Here is a 24,137-nt window from a genome sequence, read left to right on the forward strand (position 1 = left end):
CGCGGGCTTGTTCTGTTAGTGACTGGGGCGGCAAGCCAGGCGTTCCATCGGATGTGGCGACCACTGATCGCGTTATTCCCGCGACGTTGGTCCAATACGAAATAAATGCTAAGAACCTCTATACGAACAGGCTAAAATGCGCGACCGGCTAACCGCTGACCCCCTTTCCATGCGCCCCACAAGGTTCGCTACGTGATCGAGTTTCAACAAGTCCACAAGACCTACCGCGTCGCCGGTAGGGACATTCCCGCGCTGCACCCCACCAGCCTGAGCATCGACAACGGCCAGGTGTTCGGCCTGATCGGCCATTCCGGTGCCGGCAAAAGTACGCTGCTGCGTCTGATCAATCGCCTGGAAGCCCCGAGCGGCGGCAAGATCATCGTCGATGGCGAGGACGTGACCGCGTTCGACGCCAACGCCCTGCGCCGTTTCCGCCAGCAGGTCGGGATGATCTTCCAGCACTTCAACCTCCTCGCCTCCAAGACCGTGGCCGACAACGTCGCCCTGCCACTGACCCTGGCCGGCGAGCTGTCGCGCAAGGACATCGACGCGCGGGTCAGCGAGCTGCTGGCGCGGGTCGGGTTGTCCGAGCATGCGAAGAAATATCCGGCGCAGTTGTCGGGCGGACAGAAGCAGCGCGTCGGCATCGCCCGCGCCCTGTCGACCCAGCCGAAGATTCTGCTGTGCGACGAAGCCACCAGCGCCCTCGACCCGCAGACCACCGCCTCGGTGCTGCAACTGCTGGCCGAGATCAACCGCGAGCTGAAACTGACCATCGTGCTGATCACCCATGAAATGGACGTGATCCGCCGTGTCTGCGACCAGGTTGCAGTGATGGACGCCGGCCAGATCGTCGAGCAGGGCACGGTGACCGAGGTGTTCCTGCACCCGAAACACCCGACCACCAAGCGCTTCGTCCAGGAAGACGAGCAAGTCGACGAAGCCGAGCAGCGCGACGACTTCGCCCACGTACCGGGCCGCATCGTGCGCCTGACCTTCCAGGGCGACGCCACCTACGCGCCGCTGCTGGGCACCGTGGCCCGCGAGACGGGCGTGGACTACAGCATCCTTGCCGGGCGCATCGACCGCATCAAGGACACTCCGTATGGGCAACTGACCCTGGCCGTCACCGGCGGCGACATGGAAGCGGCGTTCGCCCGCTTCACCGCGGCTGACGTTCACATGGAGGTACTGCGCTGATGGACGCCCTGAGTTTCTTCGCCAACGTCGACTGGTCCGAGATCTGGCTGGCCACCGGCGACACCATGATCATGCTGTTCGGCTCGCTATTGTTCACCGTGCTGCTGGGCTTGCCACTGGGCGTGCTGCTGTTCCTCTGCGGGCCGCGGCAGATGTTCGAACAGAAGGGCGTGTATGCGCTGCTGTCGCTGATCGTCAACATCCTGCGCTCGCTGCCGTTCATCATCCTGCTGATCGTGATGATTCCGGTGACGGTGTTGATCACCGGCACCTCGCTGGGCGTGGCCGGGGCCATCCCGCCGCTGGTGGTCGGTGCCACGCCGTTCTTCGCGCGCCTGGTGGAAACCGCGCTGCGCGAGGTTGACCGCGGCATCATCGAGGCGACCCAGTCGATGGGCGCCACCACCCGCCAGATCATCGTCAATGCCCTGCTGCCGGAAGCGCGGCCGGGTATCTTCGCCGCCATCACCGTGACCGCTATCACCCTGGTGTCCTACACCGCGATGGCGGGTGTGGTCGGTGCCGGCGGTCTGGGTGACCTGGCCATCCGCTTTGGCTACCAGCGTTTCCAGACCGACGTGATGATCGTCACCGTGGTCCTGCTGCTGATCCTGGTTCAAGTTCTGCAGAGCGTCGGCGACAAACTGGTTGTGCATTTTTCCCGTAAGTAATGGGTCGGCGCTGCCGACACGCCGGGGGTCGTGATGGCCCCCTCAAGGAGTGATGGAATGAAAAAACTGCTTGTTGCTGTCGCCGCCTTCGCGGCCATCTCCGCCAATGCCGCGGAAACCCTGAGCGTCGCGGCGACCGCCGTGCCGCACGCCGAGATCCTCGAATTCGTGAAGCCGACCCTGGCCAAAGAAGGCGTGGACCTGAAAGTGAAGGTGTTCACTGACTACATCCAGCCGAACGTGCAGGTTGCCGAAAAGCGCCTGGACGCCAACTTCTTCCAGCACCAGCCGTACCTGGATGAGTTCAACAAGGGCAAGGGCACCAATCTGGTGAGCATTGCCGGCGTGCACCTGGAGCCACTGGGCGCCTACTCGAGCAAGTTCAAGAAGCTGGACGAAATCCCGTCGGGCGCCAACGTGGTCATCCCGAACGACGCCACCAACGGCGGCCGCGCGCTGCTGCTGCTGCAGAAGGCTGGCCTGATCAAGCTGAAAGACGCGGCCAACATCCTGTCCACGCCGAAAGACATCGCCGAAAACCCGAAAGACCTGAAGATCCGCGAACTGGAAGCCGCCACCCTGCCGCGCGTGCTGACCCAGGTCGACCTGGCGCTGATCAACACCAACTACGCGCTGGAAGCCAAGCTGAACCCGGAGAAAGACGCGCTGATCATCGAAGGCAGCGACTCGCCTTACGTGAACATCCTGGTTGCCCGTCCGGACAACAAAGACTCCGACGCGCTGAAGAAACTGGTCGGTGCGCTGCACTCGCCTGAGGTGAAGCAGTTCATCCTCGAGAAGTACAAGGGCGCGGTTATTCCGGCGTTCTGATCTATCTGCATCGCGAGCGAGCTCGCTCCTACAGGTTCTCTGTAGGCGCGAGCTTGTCAGGGCACCGAACCGTCGCGATGGCCCGCCTCAATCCCGCTTCACCAACCCCGGCAATTGCGCTACCAGCTTCTGGTTGTTGAACGGCGCCCGTATAAAGCCCCGCTGCGCGCCATCCGGTCCGATCACCGCGAGGTTGCCGCTGTGATCCACGGTGTACCCCTCCTTGCTGGTATCCGCCGGAATGAACGGAATGCTCAGGGCATTCGCCAGTTTCTGCGTCGCTTCCAGCGAGCCGGTCAGGCCGCGGAAATCCTTGTCGAAATAACCCAGGTATTGCTTGAGCTGAGCCGGCGTGTCGCGGTTCGGGTCGACGCTGACCAGCACCACCTGCATCCGCTCCACCGCCTCTTTCGGCAGCTCACTCTTCACCTGCCGCAATTGCGCCAGGGTCGTCGGGCAGATGTCCGGGCAGAAGGTGTAGCCGAAGAACACCAGCGACCACTTGCCCTTCAACTGGTCCACGCGCACCGGCTGGCCGTTTTCGTCGCTCATTTCAAGCTCCGGCACCGCGCGGCTCTGCGGCAGCAGGATGATGCCGGCGTCGATCAGCTCGGCCGGGTTGCCCTGGCTGCGACCGCTGAGCACTTTGTTGATGGTAAGCCCGAGAATCAATGCGACCAGGGCGACGAGGATAAAGACGGTTTTCTGGGTTCGAGTCATAGATTCAGTAGTAGGTAGTGGTCTACGAGCAGCGCGATGAACAGCAGGAACAAGTACCAGACAGAGTACTTGAAGGTCTTGATCGCAGCGTGCGGCCGAACGCCACGGTACAACACCCAGGCCCACTGCAGGAAGCGCGCCCCCAGCAGCACGGCACAGGCCAGGTAAAGCGGCCCACTCATATGGATGGCATACGGCAGCAGGCTCACCGCCAGCAATACGCAGGTGTAAAGCAGGATGTGCACCTTGGTGTAGTGCTCGCCGTGGGTCACCGGCAGCATCGGGATGTCGGCCTTGGCGTATTCGGCCTTGCGGTGGATGGCCAGGGCCCAGAAGTGCGGCGGGGTCCAGGCGAAGATGATCAGCACCAGCAGCAGCGGTTCGGCGCTCAGATGCCCGCTTACCGCCACCCAGCCCAACAGCGGCGGCGCCGCGCCGGCCAGTCCGCCGATCACGATGTTCTGCGGTGTCGCGCGCTTGAGAAAGCCGGTGTAGATCACCGCGTAGCCCAGCAGCGAGGCCAGGGTCAGCCAGGCGGTGAGGGCGTTGGTGAAGGTCAGCAGCAGGGTCAGGCCGACCAGCGCCAGCAGCAGCGCGAACAGCATCGCCGGCAGCGGCGCCACCCGGCCTTCGGCCAGCGGTCGTTTGTGGGTGCGGGCCATCAGCGCGTCGATCCGCCGGTCCACTACGTGGTTCACCGCCGCCGCCGCGCCGGCGCAACAGCCGATGCCCAGGTTGCCGAACAGCAGCACGGTCCAGGGCACCCCGGCGCGCGTCGCGAGGAACATGCCCACCAGCGAGGTGATGAGCATCAGCACCACCACCTTGGGTTTGGTCAGTTCCAGATAGTCACGCCAGCCGGCCTGGCTCTGGCTTTCGGTCAGAAGCGCTGCCATGGATTGTCTCCCAGATAATGAAGGTCACCCGCAAGCCTGAGCGGGGTAAGCCGCCAGCCCGGGCTGACGCGGCGCGCGCGTGGCTGCATGGCCAGGCGGGTGCGGTAATTGACCAGCACCATGGTCAGCAGCAATCCGGCGCCGCCGGCGTTGTGCGCGACCGCCACGGCCAGCGGCAGGTGGAACACCACGTTGCTGATGCCCAGGGCGATTTGTATGAACAGCGCCGCCAGCACCAGCTTGGCCAGGCGCCGCAAGCCGACGCGGTGCAGTTGCCAGGCCAGCACCAGCGCCACGCAGGTGACCAGCATCGCGCCGAGCCGGTGGGTGAGGTGGATGGCGGTGCGGGCCTCGCTGTCGAGCTGGCCGCCCAGGTAGTTGGGGCCGATGTGCTGGGTGAGGTGGAAGCCGTTGGCGAAGTCCGCCTCCGGCCACCATTGCCCGTGGCACGTTGGCAGGTCGATGCAGGCCACCGCCGCGTAGTTGGCGCTGACCCAGCCCCCCAAGGCGACCTGCCCGATCACCAGCAACAACGCCGCGGCCGCCAACCGACGCAGTCGTCGCGGCAGACCGGGCAGCGGCATATAGGCGCGGGACAGGCGCAAGCTGAGCAGGAACAGCAGGCTCAAGGTGGCAAAGCCACCGAGCAGGTGCGCCGTCACCACCTGCGGCCAGAGTTGCAGGGTCACGGTCCACATGCCGAACGCCGCCTGCACCAGCACCACCCCGAGCACGATCAGTGGCAGGCGATAGGGCTGGCCGTCATGCCCATGGCGGCGCAGCGCCTGCACCGCGAGCATGGCGATCACCAGGGCCAGGGTGCCGGCGAAATAGCGGTGGACCATCTCGTTGCGGCCCTTGTGCGCTTCCACCGGCGAGTCGGGGAAGTTCAGCTCGGCGTGGGCCAGTTGCGCTTCGGTCTTGGGCACGCTGATGAAGCCGTAGCAGCCCGGCCAGTCCGGGCAGCCGAGGCCGGCGTGGGTGAGGCGGGTGTAGGCGCCGAGCAGCACCACCAGCAGCGCCAGCCCGGTGGCGAACACAGCGAGGCGATATCCAGGTCGGGTCATGACGTGCTCCTAACCGATGTTGGACAGTTTGAGCAGGTGGCGCAGGTCGTTGAGCACGTCCTTGCCCTTGACCCGTGCGTCGTAGCGCAACACCAGGTTGCCGTGAGGATCGACGATCCACAGTTGCGCCTCGCCGCGGTTGGGAATGGTCGCGCCATAGCGCGTCGGGTCCAGTGCGTAGCGCTGCAATTGCGGGTATTCGCGCTCGACCCGCGCCAGGTACTCGCCGCTCAGCGGTTCCGTGCTGGCCAGGGCGTGGCTGGCGCGGCCGGCGTCGCGGGCCAGGCCGATGTTGATCTGGCGGGCCAGGTAGACCAGTTGCTGGCAGTCCACCGCGCACTCCTTCGGCGTGGTGACCAGCAACTGCCAGCGCTGGTCGTCGGACTGCACGCCAAGGTCGGCCAGGCTCTGGCCATTGCCGATCATCTCGCCGTGGTAGCTGCGGCCTTCCGGCACCCAGAACTGCAGTTTGTACATGCCGGTGGCGAGCAGCATCGGCCCCACCACCACCAGCAAAATCAGGATGAGCTGCAAACGCCCCCAGGCCCGGCCGCGTGGCGCCTTGCCTTCAGACATGTCGAGTGGACCCGTGGCGACTCCCATGCTGTTGCTCCTTTTTATTGTTTTGATGCCAACCGAAATAGAGGAAGAGAACGATCAGGGCCAGCGCCAGGGCGAACCACTGCACGGCGTAACCCAGGTGTTTTTCCGGCCCGAGGGCGACCACCGGCCAGTCCACCCGGAAACTGCCGGGCCCCGGTTCCAGGCGCAGTTCATGGGCGTAGCCGTCGCGGGCGAGTTGAGTCCAGAGGTGGCTGGCGTCGATGCTGTTGAGCAGCCGCGGCCAGTCGCCGTTCGGCGCATCGGCGCGCAGCAGGAAGCTGGCGCCCGGCGCGATATAGACCCAGGCGGTGAGGTTCAGGGTGTGCTGCGGCGTGTCGAAGGCCACCGGCACGCGCCGGTCGGGCCAGGGCAGCCAGCCGCGATTGACCAGCCACCAGCGCTGGCTCGGCTCATCGAAGAACGGTTGCAGCAGTTCGACGCCGGCGTGGCCATCGCGCATGCGGCTGTCCAGCAGCAGGCTGTGCTGGGCATCGAATTGACCGCGAAGGTGCACGCGGCGATAGGCGGGATCGACTTCATCGAGCAGGCGTTCGCCGGCCACCGGCTGGGCAATTTCGCGCTCGGCATAGACCTCCAGCAGCGCCCGCTTTTCCTCGGCGCGACCGAGCTGCCAGACGCCCAGGCCGATCAGCACCGGCAGCAGCATCAGCACCACCAGGGTCGGCACCACGCCAGGGCGAAAGGGCCTCATCGGGGCCCCGCTATACTCAAAGTCATCACATCCCCCCGGAGTTTTCGCCATGCTCAAAGCCGCGATCGTTGTGTTGTTGCTGGCGACTGTCGTCAGCCTGTTCAGCGGCCTGGTGTTTCTGGTCAAGGACGACGGAAACTCGACCCGTCTGCTCAAGGCCCTGACCGTACGGGTCAGTCTGGCCGCCCTCACCCTCGGCCTGATCACCTGGGGTTTCTACAGCGGCCAACTGGTTTCCCACGCCCCTTGGTAAGGCCTCCCGTCACAGCACGTAAACGAAGATAAACAGCCCGACCCAGACCACATCGACGAAGTGCCAGTACCAACTGGCCGCTTCGAAACCGAAGTGTTTGTCGGCGTTGAAATGCCCTTTCAACACCCGCATCAGCATCACGAAGAGAATCAGGGTGCCCATGGTCACGTGGGCGCCGTGGAAGCCGGTGAGCATGAAGAAGGTCGCGCCGTAGATGCCCGAACCCAGGGTCAGCCCCAGCTTGGTGTAAGCCTCGTGGTACTCGTAGGCCTGGAGAATGAGGAAGGCGACCCCGAGCGCGACGGTCAGCGCCAGCCAGAATTTCAGCGGGCCGCGATGGTCCTTGCGCAGGGCGTGGTGGGCGATGGTGATGGTCACGCTGGAGCTGACCAGCAGGATGGTGTTGATCAGCGGCAGGTGCCACGGGTCGATGACTTCCTTGGGCGGCGGGAACAGTTTCGGGTCCGGCGTGTGCAGCAGCGGCCAGGTGAACTCGAAGTTCGGCCACAACATGTGCGCCACGCCCTTGGCGCCTTCACCGCCGAGCCACGGCCCGGCCAGGTGGCGCACGTAAAACAGCGCACCGAAGAAGGCGATGAAGAACATCACCTCGGAAAAGATGAACCACGACATGCCCCAGCGGAACGAGCGGTCCATCTGCGGGCTGTAAAGTCCGGCGCGACTTTCCTTGATCACCGCGCCGAACCAGCCGAACAGCATGTAGGCCAGGCATAGCGCACCGACGAAGAAGATCAGCGGACCGTGAGAGTCGCGCCCCGCCTTGAGGTCGTTGAACCAGGTGCCGAGGCCGAACACCGTGATGAACATGCCAACGGTGGCGATGATCGGCCATTTGCTTTGCGCCGGTACGTAGTAATGCTCGTGAGAGGCCATGAATTGTTCTCCTTATCGGGCGCTCTGCGGGTTCTGGCTGGCCACATGGGCGACCGGCGGCTGGCGAGCGGTGATGTCGAACAGCGTGTAGGCGAGCGTCAGGTGTTTCACATCCTTGGGTAGGTCGCGGTCGACGATGAAACGCACCGGCATTTCGATGCGCTCACCCGGCTGCAGCACCTGCTGGCTGAAGCAGAAGCATTCGGTCTTGTGGAAATACGCCGCCGCCTCGGCCGGTGAAATGCTCGGGATGGCCTGGGCGGTCATGGGTTTGTCGGTCGGGTTGTGGGCCACGAAGATCATCTGGTTCACCGCCCCCGGGTTGACGTCGATCTGGTCGGCGGTGGAGTAGAAGTCCCAGACCATGTCGATGGCGTTGGTCGAGAGGAACTGCACCTTCACCGAGCGCGCCGGGTCCACCACCTGGCTGCCTTCGTACTGGCCGCCGGTCTTGCCGTTGATGCCGAACGCGCGGCACATCACGTCGTAGATCGGCACCAGGGCGAAGCCGAAGGCGAACATGAGCACCGCCAGCATCAGCAGGCGAGTGACCAGGCGCTTGATCGAGATGCCCTCGTTCATGACCGCGATGCTCCTTTCACTTCACTTCCGGTGGCGTCTGGAAGGTGTGGTACGGCGCCGGCGACGGAATCGTCCATTCCAGTCCTTCGGCGCCATCCCACGGCTTGGCCGGCGCCGGCTCACCGCCGCGGATGCACTTGATGACGATGAACAGGAAGAAGATCTGCGTGGCGCCGAAGGTGAAGGCGCCGATCGACGAGATCATGTTGAAGTCGGCGAACTGCAGGTTGTAGTCCGGGATCCGCCGCGGCATGCCGGCCAGGCCAACGAAGTGCATCGGGAAGAACGCCAGGTTCATGCCGACGAACGACAGCCAGAAATGCAACTTGCCGAGGGTTTCGTCGTACATGTGCCCGGTCCACTTCGGCAGCCAGTAGTAGGCCGAGGCGAAGATCCCGAAGATCGCGCCCGGCACCAGCACGTAGTGGAAGTGCGCCACCACGAAATAGGTGTCGTGGTACTGGAAGTCCGCCGGGGCGATGGCCAGCATCAACCCGGAGAACCCGCCGATGGTGAACAGGATGACGAAGGCGATGGCGAACAGCATCGGTGTCTCGAAGGTCAGCGAGCCTTCCCACATCGTGCTGACCCAGTTGAACACCTTCACCCCGGTGGGCACGGCGATCAGCATGGTCGCGTACATGAAGAACAGCTCGCCCACCACCGGAATGCCCACCACGAACATGTGGTGCGCCCAGACAATAAAGGACAGGAAGGCGATCGCGCCGGTGGCGTAGACCATCGAGGTGTAGCCGAACAGCGGCTTGCGCGAGAACGCCGGGATGATCGAGCTGACCGCGCCGAACGCCGGCAGGATCATGATGTACACCTCGGGGTGGCCGAAGAACCAGAACACGTGCTGGAACAGCACCGGGTCGCCACCGCCGGCGGCGCTGAAGAAGCTGGTGCCGAAGTGGATGTCCATCAGCATCATGGTCACCACGCCTGCCAGCACCGGCATTACCGCGATCAGCAGGAAGGCGGTGATCAGCCAGGTCCAGACGAACAGCGGCATCTTCATCAGGGTCATGCCGGGGGCACGCAGGTTGAGGATGGTGGCGATGACGTTGATCGCGCCCATGATCGAGCTAATGCCCATGAGGTGAATGGCGAAGATAAAGAAGGTCACGCTTTCCGGCGCGTAGGTGGTCGAGAGCGGCGCGTAGAAGGTCCAGCCGAAGTTCGGCCCGCCACCGGGCATGAACAGCGTGGACACCAGCAGCAGGAACGCCGCCGGCAACAGCCAGAAGCTGAAGTTGTTCATCCGCGGCAGGGCCATGTCCGGCGCGCCGATCATCAGCGGGATCATCCAGTTGGCCAGGCCGACGAAGGCCGGCATCACCGCGCCGAAGACCATCACCAGGCCGTGCATGGTGGTCATCTGGTTGAAGAATTCCGGCTGGACGATCTGCAGGCCGGGCTGGAACAGCTCGGCGCGGATCACCATGGCGAACGAGCCGCCCAGCAGAAAGGCGCAGAAAGCGAACCACAGGTACATCGAGCCGATGTCTTTATGGTTGGTCGTCAGCACCCAGCGCATCAGGCCCTTGGCCGGGCCGTGGGCGTGGTCATGCCCGGCATGACCGTGGTCGTCGATCACTGTGCTCATGTCCTGTCTCCTGAAAACCGGCTCATTTGCTTTCCGCCTGTTTGATCGCCAGCACGTCTTTCGGCGTGACCATGTCGCCCTTGTTGTTGCCCCAGGCGTTGCGTTCGTAGGTGACGACGGCGGCCAGATCGACTTCCGAGAGTTGCTTGCCGAACGCCGCCATCGCGGTGCCGGGCTTGCCGTGGAACACCAGGTTGAGGTGGTCTTCCTTCGGTCCGGTGGCGATCTTCGAGCCTTTGAGCGCCGGGAACATCGGCGGCAGGCCCTGGCCTTCGGCCTGGTGACAGGCCACACAGGTGGTGTGGTAGACCTTGTCGCCGCGCTCGACCAGCTCTTGCAGCGTCCATTCCTTGCTGGTCAGTTCCTTGAGCTTGGCCGCCTCGGCCTTGCGTTCGCCGAGCCAGGTGTCGTAGTCCTCTTTCGACTTGACCTCGACCACCACCGGCATGAAACCGTGGTCCTTGCCGCACAGCTCGGTGCACTGGCCGCGGTAGATGCCGGGCTTCTCGACGCGGGTCCAGGCTTCGTTGACGAAGCCTGGGATGGCGTCGCGCTTGACCGCGAAGGCCGGCACCCACCAGGAGTGGATAACGTCGGCGGCGGTGACCAGGAAGCGCACTTTCGCGCCCACCGGCAGCACCAGCGGCTGGTCGACTTCAAGAAGGTAGTGTTCGTCCTTCGGCGCCTTGTTGTGGATCTGGTCCGCCGGGGTCGCCAGGTTGCTGAAGAACTCGACGTCCTGGCCCAGGTATTTGTAGTGCCATTTCCACTGGTAGCCGGTGACCTGGATATCCACGTCCGATTCACTGGCGTCGTAGATGTCGATCAGGGTCTTGGTCGCCGGAATGGCCATGACCACCAGGATCAGGAAGGGCACCACGGTCCAGAGAATTTCGACCCAGGTGTGTTCGTGGAAATGCGCCGGCTGCTGGCCGGTGGAGCGGCGGTGGACGATCATCGACCAGAACATCGCGCCGAATACCACGAGGCCGATCACCACGCAGATCCAGAAGATGGTCATGTGCAGGTCGAACACGGCATTGCTGACTTCGGTCGCCCCCGGCGCCATGTTCACGGTCCAGGCGGCATGCGCTGGCGTGAGTAGCGACCACAGCAGGAGGCCCATCCAGACATGTGGATGTCGCATCATTGCGGGTTCCCCTTATCGTTCTTGTTATCCCGGAGGCGGGACCTACGGCAGGGGGCACGGCGTCAAGACTGCGGACTTTGACGACGGCCCCCCGCTGCACAACAGGCGGGCCTCATCAGCCAAATCACTTTCACAGCGGAGTATAGACAGGGGTCCCGACCGCGCAATGACGCGGCGGAAAAGCGCTTTCGACCGCTCAGTCATTGCCGAAAATCCTTGTAGGACATTGGCTTATATGAATGATGGCACCTTGATATAACCCCACACCAAAAAAGGGCGTGGGCGTTATGAGAAATGGATCTTAGCCGATACAAAAATAGGACTAATTTAGTGTCTTCCGTACGTCACCGCTTGTCCTTGGAGTTGTCATGAAGATTGCCGCTTTGCGCGAGCAGATCGCCCAAGCCCACCGTCACGAAGCCGAAACCGGCCAGTTGAAGGAACGGCTTGAGCGCCAGTTACCCCATCTGCATCCCTTGATTCAGTTACCCGAGCAGGACGCGCAAGGTGCGTTGAACCGTTTCGTTGCTGCCTATATCGATCAGGTCCCGGAGCTGCTGGAAGCCGCTAACGATGTCGCCCGCGAAGCGGGTATCGAATCGCAGATCAAACCGGTGCTGAAAATCGCCGAGGAATATTTCATCACCCCGCCGCAGATCGTGAATGGCCAGGTCGGCCTGGATTGCCTGCTGGACGAAGCGTATCTGGCGCATCGCCTGGTGGAAGAGGTCAACGACCTGTACATCAAGCATTTCCAGCAGCCGTTGATTCCGCTGGATACCACCGTGGCCAACCTGATCGCCCACCAGTTGATCGGCGAAGAATTCGCCAACCAGCTCGATGAAGTGGCGCATCACTCGCTGGACAACATGCTCAACGACGAAAGCTTCGCGCTGGAGTCGGTGGAAGCGTATCGCGAGACGCTGAGCAGCCCGGAGACGGGCGCAGCGTGGAAACGCTGGCCGTGCCTGTCGCGGCAGCTCGGGGTTGGGCTGGAGTTGGGTCAGCAGCAGACGGGCTGATATTTATTGCCACTTTGATGGCCCTATCGCTGGCAAGCTGGCTTGTCAGCGATGAGGCCAGCACCAACAGCCGATTTACCAGTTGTAACTCACCGTCCCCAACACCGTCCGCTCCTCACCCCAGTAGCAACGCCCGGCGTTGTTGCAGCCCGCCACATATTCCTGGTCGAACAGGTTGCGCGCGTTGACCTCGGCCGACCAGTGCGCATTCACCTGATAGCCGATGGTGGCATCCACAAGCGTCACGTCACCCGTATCCAGCTTGCCGTACAGCGACGGGCTGGTGTACGCGAAGGTGCTGTCGAAATGACGGACACCAGCGCCAACACGCAGGCCCTTGAGCTGGCCGTCGAGGAAGCGATAGGTGCTCCACAGCGACGCCTGGTTGCGCGGAACGCCGGTGACTTGGTGGCCTTCGAGCAGCGAGCCGGCCACGTCCTTGGTGATCCGCGAGTCGGTGTAGGTGTAGGCCGCCGTCACGTTGATGTTTTCGCTGATGTCGCTGTTCAGCTCCAGTTCCACGCCCTTGGCGCGGCTGCGACCAATGTTGCGGTAGTCGCCGCTGGCGCTGTCGTACAGCGAGTCATCCTTCTTGCGCAGGTCATAGACCGACGCGCTGATCAGCGTATTCCAACCCTTGGGCTCGTATTTCACACCGGCTTCGTATTGCTCGCTCAGCGTCGGGTCCAGCGGCCCCGAGGCGCTCGATACCTGCTGGATCGGGTTGTACGCGGTGGAATAGCTCAGGTACGGCGAGACCCCGTTGTCGAACTGGTACATCAACCCGGTCTGCCAGGTGAACTGGCCATCCCAGTAGTCGAGGTCGGCCGGCGCGTTGAGGGTGCCGCGGCGATTGCGGTACTCGCTGTTGACCCGGTCATAGCGCCCGCCCAGCAACAGCACCCAGTTGTCGAGCCGGGACTGGATCTGGCTGTAGACGCCATACATGGTCTGTTCGAGCAGGGCGTCCTGCACCCGCGTCGAGGTCACCGGGTCGCCGTTGTAGACCGGGTTGAACACGTTGACGCTACCGCCGAAACCAGCGTTCCAGTCCTGATTGAACGAGGTGCGGTCGAGGCTGGCGCCGACCAGCAGGGTGTTTTCCACCTCGCCAAGGTTGAAGCGGCCTTCGACCTGGTTATCCAGCGAATAGGCGATCGACTTGTTGTAGCGGTCGTAGGCGGTGTTGGTCACCGTGGTGCCGAAGCCGCCGTTGTTCAGGTTGCCCGGCCAGATCTCCTGGCGGTCGATGCGCGACTGCATGTAACGGGAGTTCTGCCGGTACTGCCAGTCGTCGTTGAACTGGTGATGGAATTCGTAGCCGAGGGTCCAGGTTTCCCGCTCGAAATTGTCCCAGCCCGCATTGCCCAGCAGCGCGTGCTTGCTGATCTTGCCGTTGGGGTTGTTCAGCAGGGTGCCGGCCGCCGGGTAACCCAGCTCCATCAGGGTGCGGTCGCGCTGGTAGGACGCCAGCAGCGTCAGGTCATTCTGTTCGTCGAAGTTCAGCGTGAGCGACGGCGCGACATACAGGCGGTCGTCCGGCTGATGATCGACCTGGGTGCCGGACTTGCGCCCCAGCACCACCAACCGCCCGAGCACGTTGGGGTTGTCCGCCAGCGGGCCGGACACGTCGATGCCCAGTTGGCGGCGCTCGTTGGATCCATAGCTGAGCTGGATTTCGCCGCGCGGCTGGGCGGTCGGGCGCTTGCTCACCAGATTGACCACGCCGCCGGGGGCGTTTTCGCCATACAGGATCGAGGTCGGGCCACGGAACACTTCCACCCGCTCCACGCCATAAGGCTCGCTGCTGGTGTCGTAGCGGTTGCCCTGCACCCGCAGGCCGTCGCGCAGCAGCCCGTAGCCGTAGTCGGTAGCGTTGAAACCGCGAATGAAGAACAGGTCGCCCGCCTGACCATCACCGGCCGCGAAGGGCGGGGCGAAGATGCCGGGAACGTAGCCCAGCACTTCGGTCAGGCTCTGCGATTGCTGGTCGTCCATGCGCTGGCGGGTAACCACCGAGACCGAGCGCGGGGTGTCGGCCAGCGCGGTGCTGGTCTTGCTCGCCGTCGCCGAATGGGTGGCGCGATAGCCTTTGTCTTCCTGGCCGTAGCGGCTGGCCAGGCCCTGACCGTTGATCGATGTCGCGTCCAGTTGCACCGCGCCGGTCTCGGCGGCGGGTTGCAGCACATAACCGCTGGCACCCTGCGGCACGGCAACCAGGCCGCTGCCGGCCAGCAACACCTGCAGAGCCTGTTCAACGCTGTATTCCCCGTCCAGCCCGGCGCTGCGCTTGCCGGTCGCAAGGCTGTCGCTGCCGGCCAGGTAAATGCCGGCCTGGCTGCTGAAGTCATTGAGCACCGTGCTCAGGCTACCCGCCGCAACGTGGAAGGTCTGGAGCCGGGCGCTGGCCTGCGCGGCCTGGACAGCGGCGGGCAGAAGGGCGAGCGGGGCGAAGCTGAGGATGGTCATCGGCACGAGTGCCAACACGCAGGAGCGGGGCGACGACATGGCAGTCCCTGTGGTGTTCATGCGGTAAATGGGAGGGTTCTGCTGTTGAACCGGGCGACGAACGCAAAGGGGAACCGGCCGCTGAAAAAATATTCAGGCCGGTTCGACCGTCACCCACCAGTCGGTCATTCGCTTGATCCGCACCGGCAGTGCCGCCTCGAGCAGGCGCAGGGCGTGATCCGTGTCGTCGAGGGGGAACGTGCCCATCACCGCCAGGCGGGCGAGGTCCGGGTGGAGGCCGAGATGGCCGGGACGGTAGCGGCCCAGCGCATCGATCAGCTCTTCGAGGGGCATGGCCTCGGCGGTCAGCCGATCTTGCAGCCAGGATTCGCCCGCCCTCTGCGCCGGTGCCGGGGGCGAGACGGCAAGGGCGCTGAAATCGACGCGCTGGCCGGCCTCGATCAGCGCGCGGGTGCCGGTGCGCGTGAAGATTTCCACCTCACCCTGATAGACGTTGAGCCGGGCATTGCCCTCGGCATAGCGAAGCGCCAGGCGAATCGGCGTCGACACCATCTGCAACATGCCGGCCCCGGTTTCCAGCAGCAAAGGCCGGCGATCCCGCACCGAGGATTGCAACAGGACTTCGCCGAAGCGCAGGTCGAGCAGGCGCTGTCGCGCGTCGAAACGGGTATCGACGGCGGTCTGCGCGCCCAGCCACAAGGTGCTGCCATCGGCCAGCGCCACCTCGCGGTTCTCGCCGGTGCCGGTGTGCAAATCGGCGGTCCAACCATTGCGCGACGCCGCCTGCCAGCCGCCGAGGCCCGCCATCGAACCGATCGCCAGCACCAGCAGCGACTTCACCGTCTGGCGCCGCCCCAGGCGTGCCGGCCCGCGCTCGCGCAGCAGGCGGCCGGCGCGCTCGCCTTCCGCCCGCAACGGGGCGAAGCGTTCGCCCACCCGTTCCATGTAGCGCCAGGCGGCCTGATGCTCGGCATGCTGGTCGAACCAGCATTGCCACTGCTCGCGAACGCTGCTCTGGTCGCCTTCTTCCTGCAGCCGCACGTACCACTGGGCGGCGTGTTCGAGGGTCGCGTGGCTGAGTTTTTCCTGGGCGGCTCTCATCGCGTCACTCCACCAGCAAGCCGTCGAGTTCGGCTTCAAGCACGGCGCAATGCAGGAATGCCTGCGCCATGTACTTCTTGACCATGCGCTCGCTGACCTCCAGGCGCTCGGCGATCACCGCGTAGGTCACGCCTTCGACCTGCGCCATGAGAAACGCTTCGCGCACCTTGGCCGGCAGGCGCGACAGCATCGCGTCGACCTCGAACAGGGTTTCGATCACCAACGCCGTGTGTTCAGCGGAAGGCACCGTCGCCTCGGGCTGCGCCGCCAGGGTTTCGCGCCAGGCGCGCTCGATCTGGGCGTGGCGCCAATGATCGATGCACAGGCCCTTGGCGATGGTGGCGAGGTACGAGCGTTCGCCGACCTGGCTGTCGAACTCGACAGGTCGGCGCAATACGCGCAGGAACGTGTCATGCAACAGGTCGGCGGCATCCCAGCCATTGCCCAGGCGACGGCGCAGGAACAGCAGCAGCCAGGGTGAGTGTCGAACGTAGAGGGTCTGGGCAGGGGAAGGCATGGGAGATCCGCGCGCGGGTGACGCAAATGGTATTGATTCTTAATAGTATGGCAGTGACGGCACCTGCTGCAACGTGCGCTTACATTCGCAGGTGCCGGGTCTTTTCAGGGTTCGCCTACGTGCCCAGGCCCGCCGTGGTTCGTACCCGCCCTTCGACGCGCCGCTTCAACCGTCGCGACTCGATCACCAGCGTCGAACCGTTAGCCGCGTTCGCCCGCCCCCAGTCCTCCAGCAGTTCCAGGCAGGAATGGTCGATGTAACTGAGGTTGGCCAGCGGCACGTGCAAGGTGGTGCCCGGCGGAATTGCGTCCAGCGTCTGGGTCAGCGCCGGCACCTTGAGGAAGGTCGCGGCGCCGCTCAAGCGCAGTTCCATATGCCCGGGCTGCGCCAGGCTGCTGACACTGATCTTCAGCCGCGCCGCCTTGAGCGCCAGTTTCAGCAAGGTCAGGGCGAAGCCCAGCAGCACGCCGGTCAGCAGGTCGGTGAAGACGATCGCCAGGGCGGTCGCCGCGTAGGTGAACATCGGCATCCGGCCATAACGACCCAGCCCGCGAAAGGCCTTGAGGTCCACCAGTTTCACCCCGGTGAACACCAGCACCCCGGCCAGGCTCGCCACCGGAATCTGCTGCAGCACACTGCCCAGCAGCACGACGAACGCCAGCAGCCAGACGCCATGGAACACCGCCGACAGCCGCGTCCGCGCGCCCGCCTGAACATTGGCCGAACTGCGCACGATCACCCCGGTCATCGGCAGCGCACCCAGCACGCCGCAGATCATGTTGCCGACGCCCTGGGCGGAAAGTTCACGGTCGAAGTCCGAGCGCTGGCCGCTGTGCATGCGGTCCACCGCCGCCGCCGACAGCAGGGTTTCGGCGCTGGCGATAAAGGCCAGGGCGAAGGCCGCGACCAGCAGCGTCGGGTCGGCCAGCGCCAGCAGGTCGGCGGGGCGCAGCCAGTCGATCGCCTGGCTCAGGTCGTCCGGCACCTGCACGCGGTTGACCGGCAGGGCCAGGGCGATGCTCAGCAACGTCATCAAGCTCACCCCGAGCAGCGCGCCCGGCACGAAGCGCAGCGTGTTCGGTTTCCAGCGTTCCCAGGCCCACATCACCGCGATGGTGCCCAGGCCCAGGGCCGCGGCCTGCCAGCCGTTGCCCGCGTGCTCCAGCGGCAGCGCATCGCCGACGACCGCGGGAAAGCCCAGCAGGTTGTCCAGCCCGGAGGGCAGCGGCGAGCGGTCGAACATCACATGCACCTGCGACAGCACGATCAGCACGCCGATACCGGCGAGCATGCCGTAGACCACCGCCGGCGCCGTGACCCGGAACCAGCAGCCAAGACGGAAACGTCCGGCGAGCAGTTGCAGCACACCCGCCAGCAGCAGGATCGGCCCGAGCATGGCCATGCCGTGCTGGCGCACCAGTTCGAACACCAGCACCGCCAGGCCCGCGGCCGGCCCGCTGACCTGCAACGGCGAGCCGGCCAGCCAACCCACCAACAGCCCGCCGACGATGCCGGTAATCAGGCCCTTGGCCGGCGGCATGCCGGACGCGATGGCGATCCCCATGCACAGCGGCAGCGCCACCAGAAACACCACCACCGATGCCAACAGGTCCCGCGGCAAGGCCGCTTTGAATTGCGTCATGTTCATCCTGTTCTCCTTTTTCAGGCCGTTCCTCTGGCCATATTCATGCGCAGCGCCAAATCACGGGCAGCCGAAGGCCGCCGGCGCTGCGGCAAGGCATCAAAGCGTTTTCAAAGACAGCCGACGCCCATCCACGGGCCGCGCGTGGCGGCCTGTGGTGGGTCAGTCAGCAGAATTGGGTGAAGCGAGAAGGCTTAGAAGCGGCCTTTTGGAGTAGCGCTTGGTATCGGCTCGCCGCGCTTGAGCGGCAGGAAGGCATCGCTGGCAGCGTCATAGGCGGAGATCTCGCTGGTCTCGATGTCGTAGATCCAGCCGTGGATATACAACTGACCGGCCGCCAGGCGCGAAGCCACCGACGGGTGCGTGCGCAAGTGGTGCAGTTGGGCGATGACGTTTTCCTTGGTCAGCACCTGCATGTTCTCGTGCTCGGTACCGCACTGGCAGTTGTCCTCGACCACGGTGCGGGCGACTTCAGCATGGCGCAGCCAGGCTTTGACGGTCGGCATCTTTTCCAGCGACTGCGGGTTCAACACCGCGCGCATGGCGCCACAGTCGGAGTGGCCGCAGATGATGATGTGGTGGACGCCCAGCGCCAGCACCGCATATTCGATGGCGGTCGACACACCACCGTTCATCTGGCCATAAGGCGGCACGACGTTACCGACGTTACGGGTAACGAACAGGTCGCCGGGCGAGCTTTGGGTAATCAGTTCGGGAACGATCCGCGAGTCGGCGCAAGTAATGAACATCGCTCGGGGTTTTTGGGCGGTGGCGAGCTTTTTGAAGAGCTCTTCCTGTTCAGGGAACACTTCGTGATGGAATCGCAAAAAGCCATCAACGATGTGTTTCAGGGCGCCATCGGCAGTCTCGGCTTCCGGAGTAGCCGGGCCGGTCGGAGAGGGTTCCTTGTTCGACATGATTCATCCTCTTTGACAGGTTCGTAGGTAAGTCCAGTTTACCGGGTTGAGATTCAGACAGGCTTACGTCACTTGGATTACAGATGTAGTCAACAAATCACATATTCGTTCGCCTGAATTCCTACGCTACTTGTCGAAACTTAACTGAAACTGAATTCGGATGGCTCTAGAACAAGGGTTACAGGGGATTTTTAAGGCGCCTCGATGGTATCAAAAAACCATCAATTGCCACTGGCCATTATTGTTTTTACAACAATGACAACTGACCGCCCGGCGGACAGAAGGCCGTGCAATCCAGCGAATAGCCGCCGCGACGGTTCAGTCCATAGCGCCGCAGCGCTTTATCGAAGCGCTGCGCCAGCAGGTCGGCGAACACCCCTTCACCGCGCATGCGAGCGCCGAAACGGCTGTCGTACAGCTCACCGCCCCGGCTCTGCCGCACCAGGCTGAGGACATGGGCGGCCCGTTGCGGGTAATGGTCCTGCAACCACTGCTCGAACAACGGCGCCACTTCCAGCGGCAAGCGCAGCAGCATGTACGCGGCGCTCAGCGCGCCGGCTTCGCTGGCGGCCTCCAGCAGACGCTCCAGTTCGCTGTCGTTGATCATCGGGATCATCGGCGAGCACAACACCCCCACCGGAATTCCCGCCTCGCGCATCACCCGGATCGCCCGCAGCCGGGCCTTGGGCGCGGCTGCGCGTGGTTCGAGGGTGCGTTTGAGTTCGTCATCGAGGGTGGTGAGGCTGATCATCACCGACACCAGCCGCTGCTTCGCCAGCTCGCTAAGCAGGTCGAGGTCGCGCAGGATCAGCGACCCCTTGGTGACGATGGTCACCGGATGCCGGTAGCGCAGCAGCACCTCCAGCAGGCGCCGGGTCAGTTGCTGCTCGCGCTCGATTGGCTGGTACGGGTCAGTGTTAGAGCCCAGGTTGATCGGCGCACAGACATACCCCGGCTTCGACAATTGCTGCTCGAGCACGGCGGCGGCGTTGGTCTTGGCGATCAGTTTCGTTTCGAAATCCAGGCCGGGAGACAGGTCCCAGTAAGCGTGGCTGGGCCTCGCGTAGCAATAAATGCAGCCGTGCTCACACCCGCGATACGGATTGATCGAACGGTCGAAGGGCAGGTCCGGGGAGTTGTTGCGGGTGATGATGGTTTTCGCGGTTTCGATGCGGACTTCGGTGCCTTGGGTCAACGGCACTTCCTGGTACCAGCCGTCGTCCTCGACCACCGAGCGGTTGGGGGCAAAGCGGTTGTGCGGATTGTGCGCGGTCCCGCGACCGCGCACCGGCGTTGGAGCAGCCATGGCGCCCACCTCGATACTGTTTATTCATACAGTATAAAAGCATTTTTCTTACCGCCACACCTGATATTTCTGTCAGTTGTCGCTTGCCATGCCCCGTCACACACTCGAAGTGAGCCCATAGCGCCGTCTCTATGGATAAAACAGTGCGGACGCTTACATCAGAGCAGGTGATCTCATGCAAAGGGCCGTCCCAGTGGGAACGATAGCCACCCGCGAATGGCAGAAATGCACCCAGGCATTCACGCTTCAGATGTAACACGCCAAACATCCGCTTTATGCCAAATGAAAAGGCCGTTCGGGGTAACCGAACGGCCTTCGTTCATTCCGACGGCTTCTTCAGCTTCGGATTGGGAAAGAACTGCACCGTCTGCACCGCCGGTTTCGGCGCTTTCGCCTCATTCTGGTTGACCCGCGTGCCCAGCTCCTTCGGCACCGACAGGCCCTGCTCGTTGAGGGTGTCGGAGAAACCACAGGCCACGCACTCGCGGTGCGGCGTACCGTCGACGTTCCACATCATCAGCTTGTCCGGCTCGCTGCACGCCGGGCAGACCGCCCCGGCGATGAAGCGTTTCTTGGTCGTGCTCATGCCGCCAGGTCCTCGCTCAGGCCGCTGTGGCGCAGCAGCGCGTCGATGGACGGCTCGCGACCGCGGAAGTCGACGAACAGCAGCATCGGCTCCTGGGAACCGCCGCGGGCCAGGATCGCCTCACGGAAAGCACGGCCGGTCTCGGCGTTGAGCACTCCGTCTTCCTCGAAGCGCGAGAAGGCATCGGCGGACAGCACTTCAGCCCACTTGTAGCTGTAGTAACCCGCGGCGTAACCGCCAGCGAAGATGTGCGCGAAGCTGTTGGGGAAGCGGTTGTAGGCCGGTGGCCGCATGACCGAGACCTCGTCGCGCACGCCCTCGAGGACTTCCAGCACGCTGCGGCCGTCGCCGTGGCTGGCGTGCAGTTCGAAGTCGAACAGCGAGAACTCCAGTTGGCGGACCATCATCAGCCCGGACTGGAAGTTCTTCGCCGCCAGCATTTTCTCCAGCAGGTCCTGTGGCAGCTGCTCGCCGCTTTCGTAATGACCGGAAATCAGCGCCAGGCCTTCCGGCTCCCAGCACCAGTTCTCCATGAATTGGCTCGGCAGTTCCACCGCGTCCCAGGCCACGCCGTTGATACCGGACACACCGGCATGCTCGATGCGGGTCAGCAGGTGGTGCAGGCCATGGCCGAATTCATGGAACAGGGTGGTGACTTCATCGTGGGTCAACAGCGCCGGCTTGCCCGGAGCGGCCGGGGTGAAGTTGCACACCAGGTTGGCCACCGGGCTCTGCAGCTTGCCATCAGCCGTGCGGCGACGGTCGCGGGCGCCGTCCATCCAGGCACCGCCGCGCTTGTTGGCGCGGGCGTAGAGGTCGAAGAAGAAGCGGCCGACATGCTGGCCGTTCTCCTTGATTTCGAACAGGCGCACGTCCGGGTGCCAGGTGTCGAAGCCCTTCAGTTCGGCGATCTCGATGCCGTACAGGCGCTGGACGATGGCGAACAGGCCGGTCAGCACCTTGTCGATCGGGAAGTAGGCGCGCAGGGTTTCCTGGGAAACGCTGTAGCGCTGCTCGCGCAGCTTCTCGCCGTAGAAACCGCTGTCCCAACTGCTGAGGTCCGGGCAGCCCTGTTCGGCGGCGTAGGCCTTGAGCTGGGCCAGGTCCTGGGCGGCGAACGGCTTGCTGCGCTTGGCCAGGTCCCGCAGGAAACCCAGCACCTGGTCGCTGGACTCGGCCATCTTGGTCGCCAGGCTCAGCTCGGCGAAATTGGCGAAGCCCAGCAGCTCGGCCAGTTCCTGGCGCAGGTCGAGGATCTCGCGCATCACCGGGCCGTTGTCGAAATGGCCGGCATTCGGGCCCTGGTCGGAGGCGCGGGTGCAGTAGGCGGCGTAGATTTCTTCACGCAGGGCGCGGTCGGTGGCGTAGGTCATCACCGCGTAGTAGCTGGGGAATTCCAGGCTGATCAGCCAGCCGTCGAGGCCCTTGGCCTGGGCGGCGGCGGCCATCTGCGCCTTGGCCGAGTCGGTCAGGCCAGCGAGGGCGGCTTCGTCAGTGACGTGCTTGGTCCAGGCCTGGGTGGCGTCGAGCAACTGGTTGGAGAAACGGCTGCCCAGCTCGGACAGCTTGCTCTGCACTTCGGCATAGCGCTGCTGCTGGTCGGCGGGCAGGTCGATGCCCGACAGGCGGAAGTCGCGCAGGGCGTGTTCGATGATGGTTTTTTGCGCCACGTCGAAGCCGGCGGCTTCGGGGCTGGCGGCCAGCGCTTCCCAGGCCTGGAACAGTTCGCGGTTCTGGCCCAGCTCGGTGGAGTAGGCGCTCAGGGCGGGCAGGCAGGCCTCGTAGGCTTCGCGCAGTTCGGCGCTGTTGCACACGGCGTTGAGGTGGCTGACGGGACTCCACGCCGCGCCGAGGCGGTCGTTGAGTTCGTCCATGGCCAGGACCAGTCCGGCCCAGCTCGGGTTCTGGCCCTGGGTCTTGAGCAGGGCGGCAATGGCGTTGCGGTTGTCGGCCAGGATCTGTTCAATCGCCGGCAGCACGTGCTCGGCGCGGATCGCCGAGAAGGGCGGCAGGTCGTAGGACTGCAGAAGCGGGTTGGTCGCACTCACGGTTGGACACCTTGGCAGAAGAAACACCGGCCCATCTTAATTACAATCGGCGCCGACCGCAGCTAATAAGCCTCAGAGAGAGACGCTATTCATGGCCATTCGCACCTTCCAGCAGCACACGCCCCGCCTGGGCGAACGCGCCTTCGTCGACCGCAGCGCGGTGGTTATCGGCGACGTCGAGATCGGCGATGACAGCTCGGTCTGGCCGCTGACGGTGATCCGCGGCGACATGCACCGCATCCGCATCGGTGCGCGCACCAGCGTGCAGGACGCCAGCGTGTTGCACATCACTCACGCCGGGCCCTTCAACCCCGACGGCTTCCCGCTGCTGATCGGCGACGACGTGACCATCGGCCACAAGGTCATGCTCCACGGCTGCACCCTCGGCAACCGCATCCTGGTGGGCATGGGCAGCACTATCATGGACGGCGCCATCGTCGAGGACGAAGTGATCATCGGCGCCGGTAGCCTGGTGCCGCCAGGCAAACGCCTGGAAAGCGGTTTCCTCTATGTCGGCAGCCCGGTGAAGCAGGCCCGCCCGCTGACCGACAAGGAGCGCGCGTTCTTCCCCTACAGCGCCGCCAACTACGTCCGACTCAAGGACCAGCACCTGGCTGAAGGCTACGACCAGCCCGAGTGAACGTATCCACAGCCCCTTTTTCGAGACCGCCATGCACCAGCAGAACATCCTCTTCGACCTCGACGGCACCCTGACCGACCCGCGCGAAGGCATCACCCGCTCTATCCAGTACGCCCTGGCCAAGCTCGGCATCGACGAACCGGACCTGACCCGCCTGGAACACTTCATCGGCCCGCCGCTGCTGCAAGCGTTCATGCAGTTCTACGACTTCGACGAGGCCAAGGCGTGGGAGGCGGTGAATTTCTACCGTGAACGCTTCAAGGTCACCGGGCTGTACGAAAACCGCGTGTTCGACGGCGTCGGCGAATTGCTCAGCGAGCTGCAAGGGCAGGGGCGCACGCTGTATGTAGCGACGTCCAAGCCGTGGGTATTCGCCCGCGAGATTGCCCGGCACTTCGATTTTGCCCGGCATTTCAAAGTGATCTACGGCAGTGAGCTGGACGGCACGCGGACCAACAAGGTCGAGCTGATCGGTCACCTGTTGGCCGAGGAAGGCCTGGACCCGGCGCAGACCCTGATGATCGGCGACCGCAAGCACGACCTGATTGGTGCGCGCAGCAACGGGCTGGAAGCGGTGGCGGTGGGGTATGGGTTTGGGAGTCATGAGGAGCTGGCGGCGGAAGCACCGGCGTATCACTTTGCGACGTTGGCAGAGATGCATCGGGCGTTCATGAAACCCTGAGTTGATGGGGTTACTGAGG

The 24,137-nt window shown here is 64.0% G+C and carries 24 protein-coding genes; 7 read left to right on the forward strand and 17 right to left on the reverse strand.

The features are described from left to right. Nucleotides 1-192 precede the first annotated feature (192 nt). From NTD88_RS25005 to NTD88_RS25015, 3 genes are read left to right on the forward strand one after another with little or no spacing between them, the layout of a single operon-like run. Nucleotides 193-1,200 carry a methionine ABC transporter ATP-binding protein gene (locus tag NTD88_RS25005; RefSeq protein ID WP_110969907.1) on the forward strand — a complete coding sequence of 336 codons (1,008 nt, stop codon included), beginning with the start codon at nt 193-195 and terminating at the stop codon, nt 1,198-1,200. Then, on the forward strand, nt 1,200-1,871 hold the full coding sequence (locus tag NTD88_RS25010) for a methionine ABC transporter permease (protein ID WP_262130774.1): 672 nt from the start codon (nt 1,200-1,202) through the stop codon (nt 1,869-1,871). The genes NTD88_RS25005 and NTD88_RS25010 overlap by 1 nt, the downstream gene beginning before the upstream one ends. 57 nt (nt 1,872-1,928) lie before the next feature. Further along, nucleotides 1,929-2,702, forward strand: a complete 774-nt coding sequence (locus NTD88_RS25015; RefSeq protein WP_262156460.1) for a MetQ/NlpA family ABC transporter substrate-binding protein — start codon at nt 1,929-1,931, stop codon at nt 2,700-2,702. 87 nt (nt 2,703-2,789) lie between these two features. Here NTD88_RS25015 and NTD88_RS25020 read toward each other — a convergent pair whose 3' ends face one another. The 5 genes from NTD88_RS25020 to NTD88_RS25040 are packed head-to-tail and all read right to left on the reverse strand — an operon-like array spanning nt 2,790 to nt 6,700. Next, entirely contained in the window at nt 2,790-3,422 is a 633-nt protein-coding gene (locus NTD88_RS25020) for an SCO family protein (protein ID WP_262130773.1), read from the reverse strand. Beyond that, nucleotides 3,419-4,318: a heme o synthase gene (gene cyoE, locus NTD88_RS25025; protein WP_095159059.1), complete on the reverse strand. Its 900-nt coding sequence runs from the start codon at nt 4,316-4,318 to the stop codon at nt 3,419-3,421. Before cyoE ends, NTD88_RS25020 begins: the two co-directional genes overlap by 4 nt. Next, entirely contained in the window at nt 4,303-5,385 is a 1,083-nt protein-coding gene (locus tag NTD88_RS25030) for a COX15/CtaA family protein (RefSeq protein WP_262156461.1), read from the reverse strand. The genes cyoE and NTD88_RS25030 overlap by 16 nt, the downstream gene beginning before the upstream one ends. 9 nt (nt 5,386-5,394) lie before the next feature. Further along, nucleotides 5,395-5,988, reverse strand: coding sequence for a hypothetical protein (locus NTD88_RS25035; RefSeq protein WP_410017090.1), 594 nt, complete (start codon nt 5,986-5,988; stop codon nt 5,395-5,397). Further along, nucleotides 5,954-6,700, reverse strand: coding sequence for an SURF1 family protein (locus NTD88_RS25040; protein ID WP_262156462.1), 747 nt, complete (start codon nt 6,698-6,700; stop codon nt 5,954-5,956). The genes NTD88_RS25035 and NTD88_RS25040 overlap by 35 nt, the downstream gene beginning before the upstream one ends. Before the next feature lie 49 nt (nt 6,701-6,749). Between NTD88_RS25040 and NTD88_RS25045 the strand changes: the two genes are divergently transcribed. Next, nucleotides 6,750-6,953 carry a twin transmembrane helix small protein gene (locus NTD88_RS25045; protein WP_095159063.1) on the forward strand — a complete coding sequence of 68 codons (204 nt, stop codon included), beginning with the start codon at nt 6,750-6,752 and terminating at the stop codon, nt 6,951-6,953. A gap of 9 nt (nt 6,954-6,962) precedes the next feature. Here the strand turns inward: NTD88_RS25045 and NTD88_RS25050 are convergent, their stop codons facing one another. From NTD88_RS25050 to coxB, 4 genes are read right to left on the reverse strand one after another with little or no spacing between them, the layout of a single operon-like run. Continuing rightward, nucleotides 6,963-7,847 (reverse strand): cytochrome c oxidase subunit 3, encoded by an 885-nt coding sequence (locus NTD88_RS25050; RefSeq protein WP_095159064.1) that lies wholly within the window; start codon nt 7,845-7,847, stop codon nt 6,963-6,965. Nucleotides 7,848-7,859: 12 nt separating this feature from the next. Further along, nucleotides 7,860-8,429, reverse strand: a complete 570-nt coding sequence (locus NTD88_RS25055) for a cytochrome c oxidase assembly protein (RefSeq protein ID WP_110969899.1) — start codon at nt 8,427-8,429, stop codon at nt 7,860-7,862. Nucleotides 8,430-8,445: 16 nt separating this feature from the next. Then, nucleotides 8,446-10,038, reverse strand: coding sequence for a cytochrome c oxidase subunit I (gene ctaD, locus NTD88_RS25060; protein ID WP_262156463.1), 1,593 nt, complete (start codon nt 10,036-10,038; stop codon nt 8,446-8,448). A gap of 22 nt (nt 10,039-10,060) precedes the next feature. Continuing rightward, nucleotides 10,061-11,188: a cytochrome c oxidase subunit II gene (gene coxB, locus NTD88_RS25065; RefSeq protein WP_095159067.1), complete on the reverse strand. Its 1,128-nt coding sequence runs from the start codon at nt 11,186-11,188 to the stop codon at nt 10,061-10,063. 368 nt (nt 11,189-11,556) lie between these two features. On the opposite strand from coxB, the gene NTD88_RS25070 reads away from it, so the two are divergent. Then, nucleotides 11,557-12,210 (forward strand): hypothetical protein, encoded by a 654-nt coding sequence (locus NTD88_RS25070; protein WP_095159068.1) that lies wholly within the window; start codon nt 11,557-11,559, stop codon nt 12,208-12,210. 75 nt (nt 12,211-12,285) lie between these two features. Here NTD88_RS25070 and NTD88_RS25075 read toward each other — a convergent pair whose 3' ends face one another. From NTD88_RS25075 to prlC, 8 genes are all read right to left on the reverse strand, one after another. Then, the gene (locus tag NTD88_RS25075) at nt 12,286-14,679 is read right to left on the reverse strand and encodes a TonB-dependent siderophore receptor (RefSeq protein WP_262156527.1); all 2,394 of its coding nucleotides are present in this window, start codon (nt 14,677-14,679) and stop codon (nt 12,286-12,288) included. A gap of 132 nt (nt 14,680-14,811) precedes the next feature. Continuing rightward, nucleotides 14,812-15,780: a FecR domain-containing protein gene (locus NTD88_RS25080; RefSeq protein WP_262156464.1), complete on the reverse strand. Its 969-nt coding sequence runs from the start codon at nt 15,778-15,780 to the stop codon at nt 14,812-14,814. Nucleotides 15,781-15,784: 4 nt separating this feature from the next. Then, nucleotides 15,785-16,297 (reverse strand): sigma-70 family RNA polymerase sigma factor, encoded by a 513-nt coding sequence (locus tag NTD88_RS25085; protein ID WP_095159070.1) that lies wholly within the window; start codon nt 16,295-16,297, stop codon nt 15,785-15,787. Between the two features lie 115 nt (nt 16,298-16,412). Further along, nucleotides 16,413-17,945 (reverse strand): SulP family inorganic anion transporter, encoded by a 1,533-nt coding sequence (locus NTD88_RS25090; RefSeq protein WP_262156465.1) that lies wholly within the window; start codon nt 17,943-17,945, stop codon nt 16,413-16,415. Between the two features lie 188 nt (nt 17,946-18,133). Continuing rightward, a complete protein-coding gene (locus tag NTD88_RS25095) occupies nt 18,134-18,856 on the reverse strand; it encodes a carbonic anhydrase (RefSeq protein WP_095159072.1) in 723 nt (240 codons plus the stop codon). Nucleotides 18,857-19,103: 247 nt separating this feature from the next. Further along, entirely contained in the window at nt 19,104-20,162 is a 1,059-nt protein-coding gene (locus NTD88_RS25100) for a PA0069 family radical SAM protein (protein ID WP_262156466.1), read from the reverse strand. 319 nt (nt 20,163-20,481) lie between these two features. Beyond that, nucleotides 20,482-20,748, reverse strand: a complete 267-nt coding sequence (locus NTD88_RS25105) for a YheV family putative zinc ribbon protein (RefSeq protein ID WP_095159074.1) — start codon at nt 20,746-20,748, stop codon at nt 20,482-20,484. Next, the gene (gene prlC / locus NTD88_RS25110) at nt 20,745-22,796 is read right to left on the reverse strand and encodes an oligopeptidase A (RefSeq protein WP_262156467.1); all 2,052 of its coding nucleotides are present in this window, start codon (nt 22,794-22,796) and stop codon (nt 20,745-20,747) included. The genes NTD88_RS25105 and prlC overlap by 4 nt, the downstream gene beginning before the upstream one ends. A gap of 91 nt (nt 22,797-22,887) precedes the next feature. On the opposite strand from prlC, the gene NTD88_RS25115 reads away from it, so the two are divergent. Continuing rightward, complete coding sequence (locus NTD88_RS25115; protein ID WP_095159076.1) at nt 22,888-23,436, forward strand: gamma carbonic anhydrase family protein; 549 nt, start codon at nt 22,888-22,890, stop codon at nt 23,434-23,436. Nucleotides 23,437-23,467: 31 nt separating this feature from the next. Then, nucleotides 23,468-24,118 carry an HAD family hydrolase gene (locus tag NTD88_RS25120; RefSeq protein WP_095159077.1) on the forward strand — a complete coding sequence of 217 codons (651 nt, stop codon included), beginning with the start codon at nt 23,468-23,470 and terminating at the stop codon, nt 24,116-24,118. The last annotated feature ends 19 nt before the right edge of the window (nt 24,119-24,137 follow it).

Source organism: Pseudomonas sp. 20P_3.2_Bac5 (assembly GCF_025466035.1).
Taxonomy (GTDB): domain Bacteria; phylum Pseudomonadota; class Gammaproteobacteria; order Pseudomonadales; family Pseudomonadaceae; genus Aquipseudomonas.